Genomic DNA, 21,527 nt, shown 5'->3' on the forward strand with positions numbered 1-21,527 from the left:
ATATGAGTATCTCTATCCCGCTATATGAATGGTTTTGAGTGGCCCGATGGACATCATTGGGGTAAATTGGGCCAATGCGCATTGCCATCATCGCCTATGACGGGATCAGCCCGTTCATGCTTTCCACGCCGCTGGCCGTATTCGGCGAGCCCTTCGTTGCCGGAGGACACGAGGTATGGGTCTGCGGCGAGAATAGCCGGGTATCGGCAACGGGTGGCCTGTCGATCGATACACCTTACGGGCTGGAAAAGGCCGGCGCTGCGGATGTGGTGATCCTGCCCGGATGGAGAAATGCCGACGAAGCCATACCAGCCGAAATCATTCGCGAGATTTCGATGGCGGCAGAGCGTGGTGCCATGGTTGCAGGCCTATGCCTGGGTGCATTCGGACTGGCTGAAGCCGGCCTGCTGGACGGCCGTCGCGCCACCACTCATTGGGCCAGGATCGAGACATTCGCGGCGCGTTATCCTCGGGTCACTGTCGATCCGGGTGCAATCTTCGTCGATGAGGGAATGGTGCTGACATCTGCCGGGATTGCTTCGGGGCTGGATTGCTGCCTGCACATTCTTGCTCGCCTGTCTGGCAGTGCAGAAGCGAACCGCGTTGCCCGCCATCTCGTACTGGCAACGCAAAGAAGCGGCGGGCAACCGCAGCTGATCGAGCGGCCGGTTCCTGCATCGTCAGCCGATCTCCGGGTCGCCAGGATTCTGGATGACCTTATCGCCAACCCGACAGGCGTACCGTCTCTCGACGACCTGGCCGAAAGAGCCGGCATGAGCCGACGCGGCTTCAGCCGGCATATTCGTGCCCAAACCGGCGACAATCTTGTAGCGTGGCTGCGTCGTGCACGGGTGGCCAGAGCCCAGACGTTTCTGCTCGAAGGGGTGAGTGGTCTCGATCAGATCGCAGGCCGTTGCGGCTTTCCGGATGCGAAATCCCTACGCCAGGCGTTTCATACAGAGGTGGGCGTCACGCCCAAACAGTGGCAGGCGAGGCAGAGGCTCAGTTAGCCGCGGGCTACACATCTGCCTCTACGTATTTACCAGGTCCGGATGTCCATCTTGTGGTCGCGATGTCTCGGATGGGTCGAGAAGACGAAGATGCGATTGAGTTCCTTGTCCGTCAGCAAGCGCAGGAAGCGGACGTCGATCGTGTTGTTCATGTTGATGCGCATCAGCAGACAGCCGACCTTGTTGATCCGGGCGTCCGGGATGTCGAGATAGAACTGCTGGGGAAGATTATACTGCGTCAGCAGGCCGAGGACCGCGCCGCTCTGGGAGATCTGCAGCACGTCGCAGCGGCGCTGCGCCATGTTGAGGATCGCCTTTTCGGTATATTCAATGCGGCCCGCATTCATCGTGTCTTCCATTTTGAACCGCTGTTCGCGGTCGTACATGAAAGATTCTTCCTTGTTCAAATAATGATTTTTGTTAATTGGCGCCGTAGCCACGACAATGCTCCTATACTTGCACATGGAGACTAGGGCGTGAAGTTTAACAAGGGGTTGGCGCGTCCCGTTTCCGGACAGGAGGACCGTCCGGTTCGTCAAATGTGGTGAACCCACCCTTACCGGCTAAATACGATATGTCCTGCCTTCGGTATTGAATAGATGAAGCTTTTCAGGCGCTGCCTTGAGGCGGACTATATCGCCCTTGGAAACATCGGATGTGCCCGGCAACTTGACCACGATCGGCTCTTCGCCGGCTCCCCCTTCGAGATAGAGCAAGGTCACTTCGCCAAGTGCTTCGACCAGCAGGACACGGCCCTCGACGAGGTAATCGTCGCCTGTCGAGATTTCGAGATCTTCGGGCCGCACGCCGAGGTTTGCGGGCTTGCCCTTGTCGGCAGTCGGCACCGCGATCGGCACTCTGGCGGATTTGCCGCCCTTGAGGCTGACGGAGGCTTCGGCACCGGGCTCGCCTATCGTGACCGGAAGGATGTTCATCGCCGGAGAGCCGATGAAACGGGCGACGAAAAGGTTGGCCGGGCGCTCGTAGAGTTCCAGCGGCGGCCCGACCTGCTCGATCTTGCCGGCAGACAGAACGACGATACGGTCGGCAAGCGTCATCGCCTCCACCTGATCGTGGGTGACATAGATCATCGTCGTATCGGCCAGCTTTTCCTTGAGCCTGGCGATCTCGATACGGGTCGCAACGCGCAGGGCCGCATCAAGATTCGACAAGGGCTCGTCGAAGAGAAAGACCTTGGGATTGCGGCAGATGGCGCGTCCGATCGCAACGCGCTGGCGCTGGCCGCCGGAGAGCGCTTTGGGCAGGCGGTCGAGATAGGGCGTGAGTTGGAGGGTATCGGCCGCCGCGCGGACGCGGCGATCGATTTCTGTCTTGCTTTCGCGGGCGATCCTCATGCCGAAAGCCATGTTGTCGTAGACGGTCATATGCGGATAAAGCGCATAGGACTGGAAGACCATGGCGATGCCGCGGCGCGAGGGGGGCACTTCATTGACCACCTCGCCGTCGATAGACATCTGACCGGAAGTCACGGTTTCCAGCCCTGCAATCATTCGAAGCAGGGTGGATTTTCCGCAGCCGGACGGGCCGACGAAGACGATAAACTCGCCCTGTTCTATTTCCAGATCGATGCCGTGCAGCACCTTGACCTGACCATAGGACTTGCGGATCTCCTTGAGCGTTACACCGGTCATGATCTTCCTCCCTCCCCTTATCCTTGCCTCAGACCTGTCGGGCGAAGAACCCGCCCCAGGCCGGTAGTTCGATGTTTTTCCCATCGCGAGCGGCTTCGAAGCCGTGACCTTCGAGAGCCTCCCACTCGCCGGCCGGCAACGTGCCTGAAACGGAAGTAGCGCTCATGTTGAAAATGCACAGGATCGTCTCGTTGCCGTGGTGCCGCTGGTACGTCAGCAACGATGCTTCCACGGGTAGAAATTCTATCTCGCCCTTGGCAAAGGCGGGATGCGCCTTGCGGAAGGCGAGGAAGCGGCGGTACTGCTCCAGCACCGAGGACGGATCGCCATATTGGGCGCTGACGGCGTGCAACTGGTGTTCGACCGGGATGGGTAGCCAAGTGCGTTCGGCTGTCGAGAAACCTGCCTGCAGTGCCTGCGCGTCCCAGACCATCGGTGTGCGGCAACCGTCGCGGCCCTTGAATTCCGGCCAGAACTGGATGCCGTAAGGGTCCTGCAGGTCGGCATAGGCGATATCGGCTTCCGTCAGGCCAAGTTCCTCGCCCTGATAAAGGCAGACGGAACCGCGCTGGCTGAGCAGGATGCCCGAGAGCATCTTGGCATAGCTGTCGCGGTCGAGAACCTCCTGGCCCCAGCGGCTGACATGGCGGATGACATCGTGGTTGGAGAAAGCCCAGCAGACCCAGCCTTCCGGTGCTGCGGCGGAAAATGCATGCTGCGTTTCGACCACGCGTTCGGGCGTCAGCGCATCGGGCGCCAGGAATTCGAAGGCGTAGCACATTTGCATCTTGTCATCGCCGGACGTATATTCGCCGACGATTTCGAGGCCACGCTGGCTATCGCCGACTTCGCCGACGGCAGCAATTGCGGGAAACTCGTTCAGAACGGCGCGAAAACGCTTGAGGAATTCGAGGTTTTCCGGGCGGTTCTTGTCGTAGAGATGTTCCTGGAAATTGTAGGGATTGACCGCCGGCGCCGTGGAGGCGTTGCGGCGCGACGGATCGAGCGCCGGGTTGTCGCGCAGTTCCTTGTCGTGGAAGTAGAAGTTGATCGTGTCGAGGCGGAAACCATCGACGCCGCGCTTCAGCCAGAAGCGGGTCATGTCGAGCAGCGCATCCTGCACCTCGGCATTATGCAGGTTCATATCCGGCTGCGAGGTGAGGAAGTTGTGCATGTAATATTGCATGCGCGTCGGATCCCAATGCCAGGCGGACCCGCCGAAAATCGAAAGCCAGTTGTTGGGCGGCGTGCCATCGGGCCTGGCATCGGCCCAGACATACCAGTCGGCCTTGGGATTGAAGCGCGAGGAGCGGCTTTCTATGAACCACGGGTGCTGGTCGGACGAATGGGACATGACCAGATCGATCATCACCTTGATGCCGAGGCGATGGGCTTCGGCGATCATGCCGTCGAAATCCGACAGCGTGCCGAACATCGGATCGACATCGGTATAGTTTGAGACGTCGTAGCCGAAATCCTTCATCGGCGACGGGAAGAAAGGCGAGATCCAGACGGCATCGGCGCCGAGCGCTGCGATATGCGGCAGGCGGGCGGTGATGCCCTTCAGATCGCCGATGCCGTCGCCGTTCGAATCCTGAAAGGAGCGCGGGTAGATCTGATAGATGACCGCGCCACGCCACCAGTCGCGGTCCTGGCTCTTATCGGACGTAGCGACAGCTTCTGCGGAAATGCTCATTCAAAATCCTTGTCGGTTCTTAATGGATCAGCCGCCCTTGACTGAGCCCGCGAGGAGGCCGCGGACGAGATATCGCTGCAGGGCAAAAAAGACGATAATCGGGACGATGATGGTAATGAAGGCCGAAGCGGTGAGGATTTCCCACTTTCCGCCCATGGAGCCAAGCAATGCGTTGAGCGCGCCCGTCAGCACCAGCTGGTCCTTGCCGGTGCCGAGGAAAACCATGGCGACGAGAAGGTCGTTCCAGGTCCAGAGGAACTGGAAGATGGAAAACGACGCCAGCGCCGGGAAGGAGAGAGGCAGCACGATCCGCACAAAAATCTCGAAATCGCTGGCGCCATCGACACGGGCGGATTCGATCACTTCCTTCGGCAGGCCGGCGATGTAATTGCGCAGCAGATAGATCGCCAGCGGCATGCCGAAAGCCGCATGTGCCAGCCATATGCCGACGTAACTGCGGGATGCGATGCCGAAGAAAGCACCGATCTCGTTGTACATTTTCAGAAGCGGGATAAGCGACATCTGCAACGGAACGACGATCAGGCCGACAACCACGGCAATGATGATCGCTCTGCCGGGAAAATGCATCCATGACAGCGCGTAAGCCGCAAAGGCTGAGATCAGAATAGGGATAATCGTTGCCGGGATGGCGACCGTCAGCGAATTGACGAAGGCCTGGCCGATGCCCTGCGACGTGAGTACCGTTCGGTAGTTATCGAGCGTGAAGGAGGCGGGTTGTGCGATCGACAGATAAACGCGCTTGCCGCGCTTGTCGCTGAATGGTGCGTTCTTCGAATAGACGTAACTGCCATCCTCGTTGACAGTCAGCGTTTCGCCATCGCCGATATCCGCGGGATTGCCGGCGGTGAATTCCGTCGGGGCCGCGACTTTCGTGCCGAAGGCGCGGACTGCTCCCTTTTTTGCTCCCTCTTGGCTGCCGTCGAAGACCGAACCGGAAATCACGAAGTTAGGGCCGTCCTGCCTTGCCGTCGATGGCTCGCCGAGACGCGCCGCACTGGTTTCTGCGGCACCGGTGAAGGCCGTCCACCAGCCGGACGAGGCGATCTGCCCCGGCTCGCGCAACGAGGTGACGAGGATGCCGATTGTCGGGATGAGCCAGAGGATGCAGATGAGCAGAACGGAAAGATGAACGATCAGTCGAGGCAAGCCGATGCGGCGGAGGTTGATCGCTGCGTTCATGTCAGTGACCTCCCCGGTCTTCGCTGGCCTGGCGGATGTTCCAGATCATGATCGGCGTCACCGCCGCCATGATGATCAGCGCTATTATCGCGCTTCGGCCGCTATCTCCGCCGCCGCGGAACATCCAGTCGAACATCAGGTTTGCCAGTACCATCGTGTTCCACTGGCCGTTGGTCATGGTCAAAACGATATCGAAGACCTTTAGGACGAGAATGGTGATCGTCGTCCAGACGACCGCGATCGTGCCCCAGATCTGCGGCACCATGATCTTCCAGAAAATTTGCCAGCCATTCGCGCCGTCGATCACGGCCGCTTCGATCGTTTCCTCCGGAATACCGCGGAGTGCCGCCGACAGGATGACCATGGCGAAACCGGTCTGGATCCAGATCAGGATCACCATGAGGAAGAAATTGTTCCAGATCGGCATCGCAATCCAGACCTGAGGATCGCCGCCAAAGAATTGCACGATGGCATTGAGAAGGCCGATCTGCGTGCCGTCCGCACCGCGATATTCGTAGATGAATTTCCAGATGACGGAAGCGCCGACGAAGGAGATCGCCATCGGCATGAAGATCAGGCTTTTGGCGATATTGCCCCACCAGATGCGGTCGGTCAGGACCGCGATGACGAGACCAAAGAAGGTGCAGGCGGCGGGCACGACCGCAAGCCAGAGGATGTTGTTGAAGATCGACTGGCGGAACTGCGCGTCGGTTGCCGCCCATTTGTAATTGGCCAGCCCGACGAAATTGCCACCGGACCGGTCATAGAAGGAGAGGATGAAGGTCGCGATGACGGGATAGACGAGGTAGACGATCATCAGCAGCAGCGCAGGGCCTAAAAACAGCCAGGGCCGGATTGCTGCCTGGGTCTTGAGGTTGGCGGAGATCCGCCGCACGTCTCCCGAGCGCACGGGCAGGATGATCTGCAGCAGCTTGTCGGAAAGCCAGTAATAGATCGCACAGGCGAAGACGCCGGTGATTACGGCGCCAAAGGCCGAGATTATCTGCGATGCCATGCCGCCCCTCCCAATTTCTGTGGCTTAAGCGCAGACATTCGTCTGCTTGGCCCCTAACTCTAACCCTCTCCCCGTAAACGGGGCGAGGGAACGTGCCCTGCGCATAGGCCGAGACTATCGAGACGTCGCGCCTTGCGTCCTTCTCCCCGCATGCGGGGAGAAGGTGCCGGCAGGCGGATGAGGGGCCGCCGGCATAATCGAGAGAAGAAGTTTCTACTTCAACCCGTCCCAGGCCTTCTGGATTTCGCCTGCAGCCGTCTTTGCATCCTTGCCGCCGACATAATCGATCATGCCGGTCCAGAAGGCACCGGCGCCGATCTTGCCGGGCATCTGGTCGGAAGCATCGAAACGGAAGGTGGTTGCGTTGGTAAGGAGTTCGCCCTGTTTCTTGAGGACGTCGTTGGCATAGGCGTGCAGATTGACGCCCTTGTACGGCGTAAGGAAGGAGGCCTGCGCCATCCAGACCTCATGGGCGATCGGCGTCTTCAGGAACTCGATGAAGGCCTTGGAGGCGGGACTATCCTTGGTGATGGCGAAGAACGTGCCGGCCCCGAGAACCGGTGTGCCGAGTTCAGGCTTGGATGCATAGGTCGGCATGTAGAAGAAATCGGCATCGACGCCGAGTTCCTTGTCCGGTGGGAAGAAGGACGGGACGAAGGAGGCCTGGTGATGCAGGTAGCATTTCGGCGGGATGTCGAAGAGGCCCTTCGGGCTGTCGCGGAAATCGGTGGAGGCAACAGCTGCCACGCCGCCGGCGACATATTTTTCGTTCTTGGCGAACTTGCCGAATTCATCGATCGCTCCGACCACGGCCGGATCGTCGAACTTCACCTCGTTGCTCACCCATTTGTCGTAGGTTTCCGGCGTCTGGGTGCGCAGCATCATGTCCTCGACCCAATCGGTCGCCGGCCAGCCGGTCGCGCCGCCGGAACCAAGACCGATGCACCACGGCACACCACCGTCCTCAACGATCTGGTCGGTCAGCTTGAGGAGATCCTCCATGGTTTTGGGCACTTCATAGCCGGCTTCCTCGAAATTTTCCGGCACGTACCAGACCATGGACTTGAGATCGGCCTTGAAGGGGAAGCCGAAATACCCTTCCTCGCCATCCTTGCCCTTGTAGGTGCCGTAGCGGATCCAGTCCTCGCCGGAGCCGTAATTGGTCTTGACCCAATCGGCATTTTCCTGACCGAGCGGGGTCAGAAAGCCCTTGGTGGAAAGGTCGGCCAGAAGGCCGGGCTGCGGGATGATGGCGATGTTTGGCGGAGATCCCGCCTGAGTATCGATGACGATCTGCTGTTCGTAATTTTCGGAAGAAGAATATTTTCCATTCACGCCGGTGGCAGCGTTAAAATAGGCAAGCACGCTGTTGAACAGCACTTCGTCTTCACCGCGCCATGGGCCAAACAGGGTCAGGCTCTGGCCTTTGATGTCCGCATGGGCCGCCTTGAAATCCTCAAAGCTTTTCCAGTTGAATTTCGCATCCTCGCCGGGCGGAAACTTCAGTTCCTGCGCACCTGCCGCCCCCGCCAGCAAGGCAACCAATGCGGTGCCAACCCAAACTGAAGTTCTCATCAAATATCCTCCCGTCAGAAATCGTTTTGCCGATCTGAAAGGCAGCCTTCGAAGCGAAAGAAGGCAACCGGGATATTGATTTAACGCGCTGGCTGAAGAATCAAGAGGGCGCCTACGCAACCCTTTGTCGCATACCGGATCAAATGCTCTTTATGGGATCAAAACTTCGGTGCGGCCAGACCTGCGGTGCGGTGTGCGGCGATGACCGTATTGGCCATCAGCATGGCGATCGTCATTGGTCCAACGCCGCCCGGAACCGGTGTGATCGAAGCGGCAACCTCGGAGGCTTCGGCAAAGGCGACATCGCCGACCAGCCTGGTCTTGCCTTCGCCTTTTTCCGGCGCGGCTATACGATTGATGCCGACATCGATGACGGTAGCGCCCGGCTTTACCCAATCACGCCTGACCATTTCGGCGCGGCCCACGGCAGCGACGAGAATATCGGCATTGCGGCAAACGGATGCGAGATCCTTGGTGCGCGAGTGCGCCATGGTGACGGTGGCGTTGGCTGCAAGCAGCAACAGGCCCATCGGCTTGCCGAACAGGTTGGAGCGGCCGATGACGACGGCGTTGAGGCCCGACAGATCATCGCCGTGGACGCGCCTGACCAACAGCATCGAGCCGGCAGGGGTGCAGGAGATGAGACCGCTTTCGAGGTCGCCGGTGGCGATCTTGCCGGCATTGGCGATGTTCAGTCCGTCGACATCCTTTTCAGGCAGGATCGACTGGACGATGGCATCGGAATCGAAATGTTTCGGCAAAGGCAATTGCACGAGAATGCCATGGACTTGCGGATCGGCATTGAGCGTATCGACGAGAGCCTGCAGTTCCTCCTGCGTCGTCTCTTCCGGCAAAGTGTGCTGGATCGAGTTGAAGCCGCATTGCTTGGCCATCTTGCCCTTGGAATTGACATAGGCGTGGCTTGCCGGATCATTGCCGACGATGACGACCGCGAGGCCCGGCTTGATGCCGGTTTTGCCTTCCAGCGATACGGATGCTTCGGTTACGGCGGAAATCACGGAAGCGGCCGCTTCCTTGCCATCGATCACAAATGCCACGGTGAACTCCTCGCTTCTCAGCGTCAAATTAGGGGATCGGCAAGCGGCCGATTGCCCGTCCACGCCCTATGCTGTCCCGATCAGGCAAATGCAAGGAGTTTGTGCGGGGTGGGCAGGGTCAGCCGGTTGCTTTCAACTGGCGAGCCGTCTGCTCGGCGACCAGTTCGCGAAGCTCGGCGAGTTCCCGTTGCAACTGCAGCAGTTCCTCTTCGTCGTAGTCGGGCGCATCCGCAGAAACATCGGCCCAAAACGGCCAATTCTCCTCGCCGCGCCGGTTCACGGACTCATCGATCAAGGTGCCGACATGCGGCGGCAAAACAGTCTCCGCGAGGGGACGGCGGTTTTCGATGAGCAGCGAGCGCATCCGGTCGCCGAAGGCCGTGTCATTTGCGGCAAATCGCTCCTCGACCGACTCGTGATCAGGGAGGAACTCATCCTCGTCATGATGAACGAGCTGCGTGGCTCCGGCAGCGGTGGCGTCCGTTTCCGCAGGCTCGACCAGCAGGTCTTGCTCCGGAAAATCCAGATGAACGGGCATGTCGTCGAATTCGCTCGCCAGTTGTGACTGGCGCCGATAGCGCAGTGCGGCCAGGGCGAGACCAGCCAGAAGACCGATAACCGCACCGAGACCTGCGAGCCTGACGAGGTCCGGTCCAAGCCGTTCAGCGGAGGCCGGCGATGCCGGCCGCAGGACCGGCGGGGCGGATATCGCAACAGGCCTGGAGGAGCGCGCGTTCCCCTCGAGTTTTTCAAGATTGTGGCGGGCCTCTTCGGCGGCCGCATGAAGGGACGACAGCTGCACGGCCGTCTCATTCAACGGCCTGTCGGCATCAAGCGTTATCCTGCGGTCCTTGAGTTCGGCCAGGGATTTCGTCGTTGATGCGACTTCATCCTTGAGCGAGGCAACGAGCTGGCGCAGCGCACCGCCGATATCCCGTCTGGCGCCGTCGAGAGCACCCTGGGCCGCGACGAGCCTTGGGTGGAGCGGGCCGAGATTGACGGCGAGCTGCTGGACACTCAGCTCCGCCTGCACATAACGCTGCCGTTCATATTCGAGGCCGGTAAATTCGAGGCTGTCGGGAAGTGGTTTGGCCAGCACATCGGCGAGTTTCATCGACGACGCCGCCTGCTGCTTTTCAGTCAGTTCCGCCAGTCGCTGCTCGGTACCGGCGATATCGGCGGCCACGCTGCCGCGTTCGTCATGCAGCGCCTGCAATTTTGCGCGCGTTCCCTCGTCCAGCTTGCCTACAAAACCTGCCAGAGCGGATTGAGCCCTGTCGGCCGCCTTTCGCATCGCGTCCACCTGCGGGCTCTGCGCTTCACCTGCATCTGAAACAAGCGCGCGCCGAAGTTCGGCCGCCAGCTGATTGGCGATCGCGGCTGCGGACTGCGGATCATGGGCTTTCGCGCCGAGCACGATCCTGCTCGCGGTAGCGTCGTAGTTGACGGACATCGCATCGCGCAGCCGCTGGCGCGCCGCTTCCTCGGCCTGCGAAACGGTGGTCACCTCGCCTGAAAGAACCTCGGAGATGACACGAACGATGGTGGGTCGGTTTTCCTCGCCGCTGGCAAGGTTGAGCGTGCGGATGACATTGTCCAGAACGGCCTTCGAGCCAAGCTCCTGAATGGCGGAATGGATCGCGTCGCCGCTTTGCGTACCGGAAGCGATCTGCGTCTCGGCCCGGAACTGGGTGCCGACAAGCTGCATGGCGACGAAAGGCACGGTGATGCCGACGGCCGCGGTCATTCCAAGGGTCAGGAATACCGCGTGGAGCCGGCGAAGGATCGACGGCGTCTCGTCAAACGCTTGCCTGTCTTCTGCATCGGCATCGATCTGCCCATACATCGCTCACCACCTCTGCGCGCAGCGGAACCGACATTGCCCGCAATAATTAACGCAGTCTAAATATTCGCGGCAAACAAAAGGTTAATAGTCAGGCGAAAGACGGTCCGGGAATTGCCGGCTGAGTGCGGACGGAAGCCGGGTTTGGTCGTGCGAGCATGGAGAGGCCCCTGCCCGCCATGATGACCAGCCCGATATCTGCCCCCTCCAGGCGCTGTTCGATACGTCGTGTCGCAGCCTTATCGGCGGCATAGACAATCACCAGATCGAGGCGACCGGATAGGTTCGCATCGGGTGCGATGGCAACGAACTCATGCCACGGCGCGTGTCGGCTGAAATGCACGCAAAGAGCCTTCAATCGGCTCTCGTCATTACAGATGACGCCGATACGGCGGGGCTCTGCGAAATAGGTCAAAAGCGACGAGATGAAGCGGGCGGGAGAAAACATCGCCTCGATTGGCTGCTTTCGGCAGACAAGTTTCAGCAAAAGACGCAGAAACGCGCCGCCGGACGGCAGAAGAAGACGCTTCGTCAGATCACGGCGACCGAAGCCGAGCAGCGACGCTGCAATCTTGCCTTTGTCGGCGAAAGCGATCGTTGCGGGCTGGCTTTTCGATAGTGCAAGCTCTTCCGCGTGCGCCAGGGCCGCATTCCAGCCGAAAATCGCTACCTGCAGACCGAGTAGCTTTCGGGAAACGGGGAGGTTCGAAGATTTTACGTCTGTGCTCATGACCGGCTCTGTCGCGGATATCCTAGACTGTCCGATCTTGTAACAGCGCATCCTCAAACAGCATTTAAACCAAACGCTAAAATGCCAGCTTTGTGCGGTTATGCGGCACAAGGCAGGTATCCGGTTAGCGCATCGAACAGAGTTCTGTGAATCCGATGGGGACACATATTTGCGCAGCTTGCCGATGGTTGTTCCGAGGCGATAAGACCTAGATGTCCGGCATGATGCCGGTGCATATCCAGGCAAGGCCGGCGACGTTATTGCCTACATCATAGATTTTACGAATTTCATGGATGCCAAGGTAGACAAGATGAGCTTAACCTCCGACGCCCCCCTCGCCGAAATTCTGGAACTTGCGCGCACACAGCGGCTCGCCTTCACCGACCTCTTCAACGTTGCCGAAAGCCGAAGTGCCGCTGGGCAGAAAGCCGAGGCTGCCGAAATCTACAAGGCCTGGATCGCTTTCAACGACGGCAATCCCTTCCTTCATCTGGTCTATTTCAACTATTCGGTCACACTGCGTCAGCTGAACGACCTTTCCGGGGCGATCAATGCGTTGCGCGCCTGCCTGAAGCTCGATCCCGCTTTCGGCCCGGCGCATATCAATCTCGGTCGTGCGCTCGAAGACGGCGGTCTTGCCGTGCAGGCGATCCAGCAGTGGCAGAGCTTTACCGCGCTGACCGCCGAAAGCACGGCCGATCGGGTCGGCCACCGGCTGATGACGCTGCAGCATATCGGCCGGGTGATGGAAAATGCCGGATTGCTGGAAGAAGCCGAGACCGCGCTTTGGCAGGCGATCGAACTTCGTCCCGACAAGCCTGAAGCCGGCCAGCACTGGAGCGCGCTTCGGCAGCGGCAATGCAAATGGCCGGTGCTGACGCCATCGACCCATGCGACACAGCGGCAGATGATCGATGCGATGTCGCCGCTGACGCTTGCCTGCTATTCGGACGATCCGATGTTCCAGCTCGCCAAGGCCTATCGCTACAACAGGTCGCTGGTCGGGCGCGTCGAGACGAAGGAACTGCAACGCCGCATACCGAAGCAGAAGACCGGAACCGGCGAGCGTCTGCGGGTCGGTTACGTCTCGTCCGATCTGCGTGATCACGCAGTCGGCTTTGCACTTCGGGAAGTGCTCGAACTGCACGACAAGAACAGCATCGAGGTCTACGCCTATTATTGCGGCGACCCGGTTCTGCGTGATGAAACCCAGACGCGGATGAAGGCGGCGGTGGATTGCTGGCGCGATATCGCAACCTTGAGCGATGCCGAAGCCGCAAAGCTGATCGGCGACGACGAGATCGATATCCTGATCGACGTGAACGGTTATACCAAACACGCGCGGACGAAGATTTTCGCCTATCGGCCGGCACCAGTCATCGTCAACTTCTGCGGTTATCCGAGTTCGATGGGCAGCCCGTTCCATCAGTATATGATCGCCGACGAGCATATCGTGCCGCCGGACAACGAGATCTATTATTCGGAAAAGGTTTTTCGTATCGCCTGCAACCAGCCGATCGACCGGCAGCGGACGGTCGCGGCCAAGCCCTCGCGCACTGAGGCCGGGCTACCGAAGGACAAGTTCGTCTTTGCCTGCTTCAATGGCATGCAGAAGATCACCGAGACAACGTTCGGACACTGGATGCAGATCCTGCGGGAGGCGCCAAACAGCGTGCTGTGGCTGCTGACCGGCGGCGACAAGGTGGATCAGCGGCTGCGCGAAAGTGCGGAAAAGGCCGGCATCACCAGCGACCGGATCATCTTTGCTCCGAAGGCGGCAAACGCGCAGCATCTGGCGCGTATCGCAGTCGCCGACCTGTTCCTCGACACATTCCCCTATGGTGCGCATTCGACCGGGGCCGATGCCCTGACGATGGGGTTGCCGGTGCTGACCTTCCCCGGCCGAAGCTTTGCCGCCCGCTTCTGCCACAGCATCGTGCATGCCGCAGGCGTTCCGGAACTGCTGTGCAGCGATCCTGACAGCTATGTGGCGAAGGCGATCGGTTATGCGAAAAATCCGGCCAGCCTGAGAACAGTCAGGGACCAGCTTGCAGCCAAACGCGAGACGAGTGTTCTTCGCGACATCCCTGGACTTGCCTGCCGCCTGGAAGAGATCTTCTGGGAGATGCAGGGCGAATGCGAGCGTGGTGAGACGCCGGTACCGGACCTGCGCAACATGGACATCTATTACGATATCGGCGCAGACCTCGTTCAGGCCCATGTCGATTATTGTGACGATGGCGATTACCGCCGACACTATCGCGACAAGCTTTCCGAATGGGACGACCAGTCGCCCATCGAGGCTGACAACCGTCTCTGGACCGTTTCGGAGAAATAGGCCGAGAATAGCATCGCCGCTCTCACGGGAGCGGCGATGTGATTCGTTTCTGTTATCTGAGCTTTGCGCTTACGCTGCCAGATAGAGCGAGATGATTGCCGAGACCTGTGCCGGGCTTAGCGCTGCCATATGCGTTTCGATCAGCGTGTCGCGTTGCGCGCTGGACATGGCCACGATGCTTTCGGTCGAGAGGCCCGGAAGAGCGGCACTGTTGAAGGCCGCGATATCGGCAGTCGAGAACGTCGCCAATCCATCATTCGACAGAGCTGCGAGCTGGTTCGACGTCAGGGCGTTGACCTGTGTCGGGCTAAGGGCTTCTGCCTGCGCCGTGGTCAGCGACGAGATCACCGAGGTGGTGAGACCGGAGATCGCGCCGGTTCCGAGTGCCGCGATCTCGCCCGTCGTCAGGACGGCGATGTCATCCGTACCCAGTGCTGCAGCCTGCAGCGCGCTGAGAGCACCGATCTGCGCAGTGGTAAGCTCCGCGACCTGAGCGGTGGAGAGAGCCACGATCTGATTGTAATTCAGACCGCCGACCTGGCTGGCAGACAAGGCGCCGATCTGCGCCGTCGTCAACGATGCGATGATCGCCGTCGACAGCCCCTTGATTGCGGCCGTACCGATGGCGGCAAGATCCGTTGTCGAGAAGGATGCCAGATCATCGGTGGTCAGGCCGGCAAGACCTGCGGAGCTGAAGGCCGCTATCTGCGCCGTCGAGAGCGAGTCGAGATGTTCGGCGGTCAACGCATCGACCTGGGCGCTGGTGAGACCGGAGATGCCGGCGGTACCGAGTGCGGCCAGTTCCTGCGTCGACAAAGCCGCGATGAAGGTGGTCGACAGGCCTGCGATCGCCGTCGACGAGATGGCCGCAAGCTTTTCGGTCGAGAAGGATTCCAGATCGTCGGCGGTCAGGCCCGATATGGCGGTCGATGTCAGAGCCGCGATCTGAGTCGTGGAGAGCACGGAGATCTGGTCCAGTGTCAGTGCACCGGTCTGATCGCTGGTCAGACCGGCGATGCCGGCCGTGCTCAGCGCCGCAATCTGCGCCGTCGTCAGCGCCGCGATCTCGGTGGTTGTAAGCACCGCGACCTGGCTCGACGAGAGCACACCGATCTGTGCCGTCGAGAAGGTCTCGAGCTGATCCAGGCTGAGCGCCGCGATCTGGCCGGTGGTGAGACCTGAAATGGCTGCGGTTCCGAGCGCCGCAATCTGTTCCGTCGTCAGGGCGGCGACGGTGGCGGTCGATAGACCGGAAATGGCAGCCGAGCTGATCGCTGCGATTTCATCGGTGGTAAAGGTGGCGAGATCATCAAGGCCGAGCGCGGAGATCTGTCTGGAACTCAGCGCCGCAATCTGTGTCGCCGTCAGCGCTTCGGCCTGAACGGTGCTCAGGGCCGAGATCTGGCTGCTGGTGAGACCGGCGATGCCGGCAGCACTCAGATGCGCAATCTGTTCCGTCGACAGAGCCGCCAGAACGGTGGTCGTCAATCCTGCCACGCCGCTGGAGCTGAGGGCCGCGATATCGGCGGTCGAGAAGACCTCCAGATCGTCGGTACCGAAGGCTGCGACCTGCGCCGAGTTAAGGGCGCCGATCTGCATCGAAGTCAGGGCTTCGACCTGGCTGGTGGACAGCGCAGTGATCTGGGCCGCTGTCAGACCGGCTATGCCGCCAGTGCCAAGAGCGGCAATCTGACCGGTCGAGAGGCCTGCTATGCTGTCGGTGCTGAGGACTGCGATCTGTTTGGAACCGAGGGCTCCCATCTGCGCCGTCGTCAGGGCATCTATCTGTGCGTTGCTCAGAGCTGCCACCTGGCCGGTAGTCAGCCCTCCGATTGCAGCCGAACTGAGCGATGCGACCTGTTCGGTCGATAGTGCCGCGAGGACAGTCGTGGACAAGCCGGCGATCGCGGCTGAGCCGAGGACTGCCAGTTCCTTCGTCGAAAAGACCGCCAGATCGTCGGCGCCGAGTGCAGCCAGCTGCGCCGACGTCAGGACCGCAACCTGGGTGCTGGTCAGTGCCTCAACCTGGCTCGTGGACATCGCAGTCACCTGAGCCGAGGTGAGACCGGCCAGGCCGGCTGTCCCCATGGCGGCAATCTGTGCGGTCGAGAGTGTCGATATACCGGCTGTGCCGAGGGCTGCGATCTGCCTTGATGACAGATGGCCGATCTGGGCTGTCGTGAGGGCTTCAAGCTGATTGCTGCCGAGGGCGGTCACCTGAGTGGTCGAAAGCGCTGCAATGCTCGAGAAGCTCAGAGCCTCGATCTTATCGCTCGTCAGCGACGCGAGGACGGCTGTCGAAAGACCGGCGATCGCACTCGCGCTCAATGCAGCGATTTCCCTGGTCGTGAAGAGCGCGAGGTCATCGCTGCCGAGAGCGGCGATCTGGTTCGAGTTCAGGACCGCGATCTGGGAGCTGGACAAAGCTTCTGCCTGGGCCGTGGAAAGCGTGGCTATCTGGGCGGTCGACAGCCCGGCTATGACAGCCGTGCTCAAACCAGCGATCTCCTCTGTCGAAAGAGAGGCGATATAGGTTGTGCCCAGTGCCTCAAGCTGTTTCGAGTTCAATGCGCTGACCTGGGTGCTCGTCATCGCTGCGAGCTGGGTTGTCGAGAACGCGGCCATCTGGGCGGTCGAGAGGCTGGTAATCGCAGCCGTGCTGAGTGCTGCTATGAGATCGGTTGAGAGAGACCCCAGCGTGGCGGACGACAGTCCGGCAACCGCGCTGGAACTCAAGGCCGCAATTTCCCTGGTCGCGAACAATGCAAGATCATCGGCACCGAGAGCCGCAACCTGCTTGGACGTAAGCGACGCCACCTGTGTTGCGGTCAGGGCTTCGGTCTGGGCCGTCGTGAGCGCCTCGATCTGGCTCGATGAAAGCCCCGAAATGCCAGCGGTGCTTAAAGCGGCGATCTGACCGGTGGTCAGCACCGCGAGATCGGCAGTCGAAAGGGCTGCGGCTTGATAAGAATTCAACGCCCCCATCTGGCGGGTCGTCAAAGCCTCTACCTGGCCGGTACTCAGTGTCGCAATCTGCCTGGTGGTGAGACCGGCAATGGCCGAGGTGCCAAGGCCCGCGACCATTTCAGTCGACAGGGATGCGAGTGTATCGGTCGACAGACCGGCTATCGCACCGGAGCTGATTGCCGAAAGGGCGGAACTCGAAAGCGCCTCAAGATCGTCTGCACCCAGGGCCGCGATCTGTTGTGAGGTGAGCGCGCCGACCTGCTTGCTGGAGAGAGCCGCAATCTGGCCGGTGCTCAGCGCTGCTATCTGCTTGGTCGTAAGGGAGGCGACCGCAGTTGTACTCAGGGAAGCAATCTGGCCCGTGGAGAGCGAGGCGATGACGGCCGTCGTCAGGCTGGAAATCGCATCGGTATGGATGGCCGCGACATCGGAGGTAGAGAACGTCTTGATATTTTCCGTGCCGATAACCGCGATCTGGGCAGAACTCAATGCAGCGACCTGAACACTGGTCAGGGCACCGGCATGCGCGGTGGAGAGAGCCGCTACCTGCTTCGTGGTCAGGCCGGAAATGCCGGCCGTGCTGAACGACGAGACCTGGGCGGTGGACAGGGCTGCAATGTCATCCGTACCAAGGGCCGCCGCCTGGGCAGCACTCAGCGAAGAAATCTGCTTCGTCGTCAGCGATGACACCTGGCTCGTCAACAAGGCCGAAATCTGGCCTGTCGTCAAACCGGTCATGCCGCTGGCACTCAATGCCGCGATCTGGGCAGTGGACAACGAGGCCAATGCCGACGTCGACAATCCGGAGATGGCGGAAGAACTGATCGCGGCCATTTCCTTGGTCGAGAAGGTCGCGATATCGGCAGGGTCAAGAACCTCGATCTGGTCGAGGCTCAAGACCGCGATCTGGGTGGCGGTGAGGGCATCGACCTGCGCAGTTGAAAGAGCTGCCACCTGTCTTGTCGAAAGGCCCGCCACGCCGGCCGTGCTCAGCGCAGCAACCTGAGCCGTGGAGAGTGCGGCGATGTCGTTGGTGCCGAAAGCTGCGATCTGCACCGAACTCAGCGTCGCCATCTGCACGGTAGACAAGGCCGAAATCTGCGCTGGTGTCAGCGCCGCAATATGGTCTTCGCTCAAGCCCTTGAGGCCTGCCGTGCTCAGTGCCGCAATCTGGGCGGAGCTGAACTGCCCGACTGCGGTGTCGCTCAACGCGGCCACCTGGGCAGACGTCAGGGCGGCAACCTGCTTGGTCGACAAGGCACCGATCTGGGCCGAGCTGAGCGTATCGATCTGGTCGCTCGTCAGGTTGGCGATCGCCGTTACTCCGAGCGCACCAATCTGTTCGCTGGTCAGTGAGTTAATTGCACTGCTGCTCAGGCCCGCGATGGCCTTGGCTCCGATCGCGGCGATATCGGCTGGAGAGAAGGTGGCAAGGTCCGCTGTGCTCAAGGCAGCAATCTGCGAAGTCTTGAGAACGCTTATCTGAAGCGTCGACAGGGCATCCACCTGCGCCGTGGACAGAGCGGCGATCTGGTTCGTCGTCAGGCTGGCGATCCCGGCCGTGCTGAGAGCGGCGACCTGGGCCGTCGATAGGGCCGCGATCACATCCGTGGACAGGGCCGCAACAGCACCGGTGTTCAAAACAGCAAGTCGCGCGGGCGAGAATGCCGCGATGGTCTCCGGGGCGAGCGCTCCAACCTGCACCGACGTCAGTGCCGCGACCTGTGCCGTGGAAAGGGCTGCGAATTGAGCAGATGACAGGGCGGCGATCTGATCCGTCGACAGGGTGGCGAAAGCAGCTGTGGTCAGCGATGCAACCTGGCCGCTGTTGAGGGATACAAGCGCTTCCGTGCTGAGGGCCCCGATCTGCTTGGACGTCAGCGCCTTGATCTGGGTCGTGGACAAAGCCGATGCCTGATCGCTCGATAGCACTGCAATCTGGGCAGTCGATAGCGCCGCGATCGCTGTCGCACCCAGCGCGGCGACCTGCACCTTCGACAGGGCCGCAATCGTGCTGGTCGGCAAGCCAGCCATAGCCGCGGAGCTTATCGACGCCAAGGACTTGGCTGAAAGAGCGAGGAAGCTTTCCGCGTCGATCGCCCCGAGCTGGGACGAAGACAAGGCCGCAATCTGAGCGGTGGTGAGTGCGGCGATCTTGTCGCTGCTCAAGGCAGCCACCTGTTCCGTCGTCATTTTCGCGACGGCGACGGTTGTAAGAGCGGCGATCTGGGCGGTCGACAATGCCTGCAGCGTGGCAGTGCTCAAACCCTGAACTGCCGCTGTGGTGAGGACGGCCATCTCTGCGGTCGAGAACGTCGCCACATCCTCTGCATCCAGCGCAGCGATCTGGGCGGAACTCAAGGTCTTTATCTGCGCCGTGGTGAGTGCTTCGGCCTGGCTGGAATTCAAGGCCGCGACCTGTGCAACGGTCAGGCGGGACACCGTAGCGGCAGACAGAGCCGCGATCTGGGTCGCGGACAAGACGGCGATGCCGTCTGTTCCAAGCGCTCCGATCTGCGAGGTCCGTAAAGCGGTGATCTGGTCGGTGCTTAGTACCTTGATCTGCGCCGTTGACAGACTATCGAGCTGCTCCGTCGTCAATCCACCGATTGTGCCTGCCGCCAGGGCAGCAATTTGAGCGGTAGAAAGCGACGCGATCACGTTTGCGCTCAAGCCGGAAATCGCCGCGCTCGTGATCGCCGCCATGTCATCAGTCGAAAATGTGGCAAGCTGCTGTGACGTCAGTGTTGCGAGCTGGGTTGCCGACAGCACTTTCACCTGAACGGCAGTGAGCGCCTGGGTTTGGGCAACCGACAGAACTTCCATCTGCGCAGAAGAAAGTTTCCCAACGACGGCCGTGCTCAGCGCTGCAATCTGCCCGGTCGACAGAGATGCCATGGCGCTGGTGCTGAGGCCGGTAATGCTGCGGCTGGTAAGCGCCGCGATATTGGCTGTCGAGAAAGCCGCGAGGTCAGCGGAATTCAGCACGGCAAGCTGCACCGAAGTCAGTGCAGCAACTTGGGCTGTCGTGAGCGCCGCGATCTGCGCGGTCTTCAACACATCGACCTGATCCGTCGACAAGGCAGCCACGGCACTCGCGCTCAGGGATGCAATCTGGGCAGTCGCCAGTGATGCCATGACTGCCGTCGACAGCCCGGCCACCGCCTTGTTGCTGAGCGCGGCCATCTCGGCAGTCGAGAATGTCGCCAGATCATCGGCGCCAAGAGACGACACCTGATCCGATGACAGGACCTTGATCTGGATCGAGGTCAGAGCTTCAACCTGACTGGTCGAAAGTGCTGCAACCTGATCGGTGGTAAGCCCAAGGATGGATTTCGTACTCAGGGCGGCAATCTGCGCCGGTGTCAGTCCCGCAATGTCTCCCGTTGAAAAGGCGACGATCTGCGTTGCCTTAAACGCCGACATCTGAACCGTCGTCAACGCTGCAATCTGCTTAGTCGAGAGCGCATTGATCTGATCGGTGGTCAGACTGGATATGCTTCCGGTGCTGAGCGAGGCAATCTGCACGGTGGTCAAAGCGCCGACCTGCACTGTGCTGAGCGCCGCAACCTGCAGAGCTTTCAAGGCCCCCATCTGCGTTGACGTCAATGCCGCGACCTGGCCGGTGGAGAATGCAGCGATCTGGGTAGTTGTCAGGCTCGCGATAAGCGCCGTGTTGGCGGCGGCGAGCTGCGCGGACGAAAGGGCGGAAATCTGGGCTGTCGACAGGCCGGGGGCCGCACCATTGCTGAGCGCCGCGACGCTTGCCGTCGACAAGGCAGCAATGTCGTTGGTTCCAAGGACAGCCACCTGCAAGGACTTGAGAGCACCAACCTGCGTGGTGGTCAAAGCAGCAACCTGCCCGGTGGACAAGGCCACGATCTGGTCGGTCGTCAGCCTTGAAATTGCTCCGGTGGACAGCGAGGCGACCTGTGCCGTCGTCAACGAAGCCACGACTTCGGTTCTAAGACCGACAACCGCTGTCGCGCTGATGGCGGCCATGTCCGCTGTCGAAAAAGTCGCGAGATCCTCGGGCGTCAGCGCTGCGAGCTGGGCGGAAGTCAGGGAACCAACCTGCGACGACGTCAGGGCTTCGGCCTGATCCGTGGACAATGCCTGCAATTGGGCGGTTGTCAGCGCTGCGACCTGACCGGTGCTCAGGCTTTCGATCGCAACCTTGCTGAGAACGGCAAGCTGATCCATCGTCAGACCGACGATCGCGTTGGTTGCAATCGCGCTCAGCTGACGGGAATCCATCGTTTCGATGTCTTCCGTATCCATCGCCGAAATCTGCTCGGAAGACAGGGCCTTGATCTGGGCCGTGGATAGTGACGCCACGTCCTCGGTAGTCCATGCCGCAACTGCCGTCGTCGAAAGCGACCTGATCTGGGTGACGCTGAGCGAGGAAATGGTAGTAGTCATGTGCAGAGCCTTGACGCTTGA

The 21,527-nt window shown here is 60.5% G+C and carries 12 protein-coding genes; 2 read left to right on the forward strand and 10 right to left on the reverse strand.

Features of this window, described 5'->3' with window-relative positions; all coding sequences use genetic code 11:
* Positions 1–74 precede the first annotated feature (74 nt).
* Positions 75–1,010 carry a GlxA family transcriptional regulator gene (locus tag FHP24_RS07485; protein WP_139675025.1) on the forward strand — a complete coding sequence of 312 codons (936 nt, stop codon included), beginning with the start codon at positions 75–77 and terminating at the stop codon, positions 1,008–1,010.
* Between the two features lie 29 nt (positions 1,011–1,039).
* Here the strand turns inward: FHP24_RS07485 and FHP24_RS07490 are convergent, their stop codons facing one another.
* From FHP24_RS07490 to FHP24_RS07530, 9 genes are all read right to left on the reverse strand, one after another.
* Entirely contained in the window at positions 1,040–1,396 is a 357-nt protein-coding gene (locus FHP24_RS07490) for a hypothetical protein (protein ID WP_180355922.1), read from the reverse strand.
* A 177-nt stretch (positions 1,397–1,573) separates the two neighbouring features.
* A complete protein-coding gene (locus FHP24_RS07495) occupies positions 1,574–2,662 on the reverse strand; it encodes an ABC transporter ATP-binding protein (protein WP_139675033.1) in 1,089 nt (362 codons plus the stop codon).
* Between the two features lie 28 nt (positions 2,663–2,690).
* Entirely contained in the window at positions 2,691–4,358 is a 1,668-nt protein-coding gene (gene bglA / locus FHP24_RS07500; protein ID WP_139675037.1) for a beta-galactosidase BglA, read from the reverse strand.
* Positions 4,359–4,385: 27 nt separating this feature from the next.
* Positions 4,386–5,558, reverse strand: a complete 1,173-nt coding sequence (locus tag FHP24_RS07505; RefSeq protein WP_139675040.1) for a carbohydrate ABC transporter permease — start codon at positions 5,556–5,558, stop codon at positions 4,386–4,388.
* 1 nt (position 5,559) lies between these two features.
* On the reverse strand, positions 5,560–6,573 hold the full coding sequence (locus FHP24_RS07510; protein WP_139675043.1) for a carbohydrate ABC transporter permease: 1,014 nt from the start codon (positions 6,571–6,573) through the stop codon (positions 5,560–5,562).
* 213 nt (positions 6,574–6,786) lie between these two features.
* Positions 6,787–8,148 (reverse strand): ABC transporter substrate-binding protein, encoded by a 1,362-nt coding sequence (locus FHP24_RS07515; protein ID WP_139675046.1) that lies wholly within the window; start codon positions 8,146–8,148, stop codon positions 6,787–6,789.
* 158 nt (positions 8,149–8,306) lie between these two features.
* Entirely contained in the window at positions 8,307–9,206 is a 900-nt protein-coding gene (folD, locus tag FHP24_RS07520) for a bifunctional methylenetetrahydrofolate dehydrogenase/methenyltetrahydrofolate cyclohydrolase FolD (protein WP_139675049.1), read from the reverse strand.
* Positions 9,207–9,324: 118 nt separating this feature from the next.
* A complete protein-coding gene (locus tag FHP24_RS07525) occupies positions 9,325–11,052 on the reverse strand; it encodes a hypothetical protein (RefSeq protein WP_139675055.1) in 1,728 nt (575 codons plus the stop codon).
* A gap of 88 nt (positions 11,053–11,140) precedes the next feature.
* Complete coding sequence (locus tag FHP24_RS07530) at positions 11,141–11,779, reverse strand: hypothetical protein (protein WP_139675058.1); 639 nt, start codon at positions 11,777–11,779, stop codon at positions 11,141–11,143.
* Positions 11,780–12,089: 310 nt separating this feature from the next.
* Between FHP24_RS07530 and FHP24_RS07535 the strand changes: the two genes are divergently transcribed.
* Positions 12,090–14,117, forward strand: coding sequence for an O-linked N-acetylglucosamine transferase, SPINDLY family protein (locus FHP24_RS07535; RefSeq protein ID WP_246091626.1), 2,028 nt, complete (start codon positions 12,090–12,092; stop codon positions 14,115–14,117).
* Between the two features lie 69 nt (positions 14,118–14,186).
* Here FHP24_RS07535 and FHP24_RS07540 read toward each other — a convergent pair whose 3' ends face one another.
* On the reverse strand, positions 14,187–21,506 hold the full coding sequence (locus FHP24_RS07540) for a hypothetical protein (protein WP_139675064.1): 7,320 nt from the start codon (positions 21,504–21,506) through the stop codon (positions 14,187–14,189).
* Between the last annotated feature and the right edge of the window lie 21 nt (positions 21,507–21,527).

It is taken from the genome of Aliirhizobium smilacinae, from assembly GCF_006335145.1.
Lineage (GTDB): Bacteria > Pseudomonadota > Alphaproteobacteria > Rhizobiales > Rhizobiaceae > Neorhizobium > Neorhizobium smilacinae.

Bases quoted from the DNA above. Each gene is read 5' to 3' on its own strand.
- FHP24_RS07485 (WP_139675025.1), top strand. From the start codon at position 75: ATGCGCATTGCCATCATCGCCTATGACGGGATCAGCCCGTTCATGCTT.
- FHP24_RS07490 (WP_180355922.1), bottom strand. From the start codon at position 1,396: ATGTACGACCGCGAACAGCGGTTCAAAATGGAAGACACGATGAATGCG.
- FHP24_RS07495 (WP_139675033.1), bottom strand. From the start codon at position 2,662: ATGACCGGTGTAACGCTCAAGGAGATCCGCAAGTCCTATGGTCAGGTC.
- bglA (WP_139675037.1), bottom strand. From the start codon at position 4,358: ATGAGCATTTCCGCAGAAGCTGTCGCTACGTCCGATAAGAGCCAGGAC.
- FHP24_RS07505 (WP_139675040.1), bottom strand. From the start codon at position 5,558: ATGAACGCAGCGATCAACCTCCGCCGCATCGGCTTGCCTCGACTGATC.
- FHP24_RS07510 (WP_139675043.1), bottom strand. From the start codon at position 6,573: ATGGCATCGCAGATAATCTCGGCCTTTGGCGCCGTAATCACCGGCGTC.
- FHP24_RS07515 (WP_139675046.1), bottom strand. From the start codon at position 8,148: ATGAGAACTTCAGTTTGGGTTGGCACCGCATTGGTTGCCTTGCTGGCG.
- FHP24_RS07525 (WP_139675055.1), bottom strand. From the start codon at position 11,052: ATGTATGGGCAGATCGATGCCGATGCAGAAGACAGGCAAGCGTTTGAC.
- FHP24_RS07530 (WP_139675058.1), bottom strand. From the start codon at position 11,779: ATGAGCACAGACGTAAAATCTTCGAACCTCCCCGTTTCCCGAAAGCTA.
- FHP24_RS07535 (WP_246091626.1), top strand. From the start codon at position 12,090: ATGAGCTTAACCTCCGACGCCCCCCTCGCCGAAATTCTGGAACTTGCG.
- FHP24_RS07540 (WP_139675064.1), bottom strand. From the start codon at position 21,506: ATGACTACTACCATTTCCTCGCTCAGCGTCACCCAGATCAGGTCGCTT.